4 protein-coding genes and 1 pseudogene are annotated in these 1,924 nt (G+C 44.8%); all 5 read left to right on the forward strand.

Features of this window, described 5'->3' with window-relative positions; translation table 11 throughout:
• Positions 1–186: DotU family type IV/VI secretion system protein (locus CIK04_RS34445; protein WP_325205913.1), on the forward strand; the 186-nt coding region annotated here is incomplete at its 5' end.
• Positions 152–340, forward strand: coding sequence for a DotU family type IV/VI secretion system protein (locus tag CIK04_RS34450; RefSeq protein ID WP_325205914.1), 189 nt, complete (start codon positions 152–154; stop codon positions 338–340). The genes CIK04_RS34445 and CIK04_RS34450, both read left to right, overlap by 35 nt.
• A 310-nt stretch (positions 341–650) precedes the next feature.
• On the forward strand, positions 651–830 hold the full coding sequence (locus tag CIK04_RS34455; RefSeq protein WP_325205915.1) for a hypothetical protein: 180 nt from the start codon (positions 651–653) through the stop codon (positions 828–830).
• Positions 831–864: 34 nt separating this feature from the next.
• Positions 865–1,107, forward strand: a complete 243-nt coding sequence (locus CIK04_RS34460; RefSeq protein WP_325205916.1) for a hypothetical protein — start codon at positions 865–867, stop codon at positions 1,105–1,107.
• A pseudogene (locus tag CIK04_RS35780) lies at positions 1,047–1,861 on the forward strand (type VI secretion protein IcmF/TssM N-terminal domain-containing protein); the annotation flags it as partial. The gene CIK04_RS34460 and the pseudogene CIK04_RS35780, both read left to right, overlap by 61 nt.
• Between the last annotated feature and the right edge of the window lie 63 nt (positions 1,862–1,924).

Consider the following 1,924-nt stretch of genomic DNA (forward strand, 5'->3'; position numbering starts at 1 on the left):
AAAATGCGTGACTATGAAAACCGGTTGAGGTTACAAGGCGCAAATAGTAAGCAGATCGATATCGCACGCTACTGTTTATGTTGTGCTATCGATGAAGCAGGTCCTGAATACAGAATGGGGAAGTCAATCCGTTTGGGGACACAACTCGTTATTGTCGACATTCTATTCCAATACTCAAGGCGGTGAGCAGTTCTTCATACATCTCGATGAAAGCCTCGCCGAACCCAATAAGCACTTAGATCTGCTAGAAGTCATGTATATCTGCATGAGCTTAGGTTTTTTGGGGCAATTCGAATCGAGAAATGGAATCGAGCAACATCGTTCCTTAAAAACCGCGTAATGGATGTTCTTAAATCGCACGGTCGGGACTACAGTCCTTCACTCAACGATGATGCGTTAGCTAAAGTATTGGTTGGTGAGCAGATCGCAGAAAAAGCACCATTGTGGGTGAGTATTATCAATTACCGCAGCTGTGTTAGTCAGCGTGTACATGTACTTGAGTTTATAGCCTAAACGAAAAATCCGATCAGACCTTTAGTCAGTTACTGAATTTAGTAGCCGAGCAAAGAGATAGAGAACCAAAGTGCGGATTATATTTCGTCTCTTGCCGTAGCAAATCAAATCCAACGTTCTGTGCAACGGAAATAGAAATGGGTTTGCTAAAAGTCGATGCATTACCTGATAGAGTGCGTATTACTTTTCAGTCCAATGATCTGTTTGAATCGGGCAGTGCGGAGCTCGTCGCGCATATATTCCCTGTGGTTTCAAAAGTGGCCAGAGCACTCGAGGCGACCAATGGAAAAAATATTGGTTGTCGGGCATACCGATAATAACCCCCATTTTTACCAGTAAATTCCCTTCTAATTGGCATTTACTCTCTCGCCAGAGCGACAGCGCTTACCGATCGCTTTAGCATCAGCAGGCAAATTGAGTGGGCGTGTCATTCCAGAAGGTATGGGAGATGCGAGACCTTTGGTATCAAATGAAACCGCAGAAGGAAAAAGCATCAACCGTAGAGTCGAAATCGATCTCCTAGTACAAACCCAATCGAAAATGGATGCAAACAATGGCGAAAGATTAAACGTTTATTGGGGCAAAAATGGCTGATTCGACTTGTATTGGGCTTGGGGCAATTTCAATTTTTATTTGGTTTGTCGGACCATTGATCGCGATAGCAGGCATAGAGCCACTGAAATCAGACTTTAACCGTTTGTTGGTTATTGTCGTTTTAGTCTTTATCTGGGGCGTGACGAACGTTGTCCGTCAACAGAAGGAGCGAAAGGAACAAGACGAAGCATCCAAGCCTATTAGAGTGGATGCCTGACCGATAAGAAGCGGCGGCAGAAATAGACGTCATGCGCGAAAGAATCGAGAAGGCGATTCAAGTACGTGACGAAAGGTGGAAAGCGTAAGAGACCATCTCTACCAGTTGCCTTGGTACGTACTTATTGGACCTCCTGGAACAGGTAAAACGACGGCATTAAAAGAATCGGGTCTCGAGTTTCCTCTGTCAGACTCAATGGGCAGTTGACTCGGTTTCTGGTATTGGCGGTACGAGAAATTGTTGATTGGTGGTTTACCAATAAAGCGGTGTTGATTGATACGGCTGGCCGGCAGGTACACCACTCAAGATAGCCAAGCACATGTCGATTCAAAAGCATGGTATGGATTCTTAGGCTTATTAAAGCAATACCGTAAACAGCGTCCCATTAATGGTGCGATTGTTACAGTCAGCATCGCCAGTATGCTCACACAAACTCGCACCGAACGAGGCATGCATGCAAGAGCGATAAAAAATCGGCTACAAGAGCTGAAAAATCAATTGGGTATGCAATTCCCAATCTACGTTGTGTTGACTCAAGGCTGATCTCATTGCGGTTTAGTGAGTTTTTACGGAGTCTGACCTAAGGAAGAGCGTGAGCAG

Source organism: Vibrio sp. 03_296, from assembly GCF_002265885.1.

Coding starts and splice junctions, on each gene's coding strand:
- CIK04_RS34455 (WP_325205915.1), top strand. CDS start 651: ATGGGTTTGCTAAAAGTCGATGCATTACCTGATAGAGTGCGTATTACT.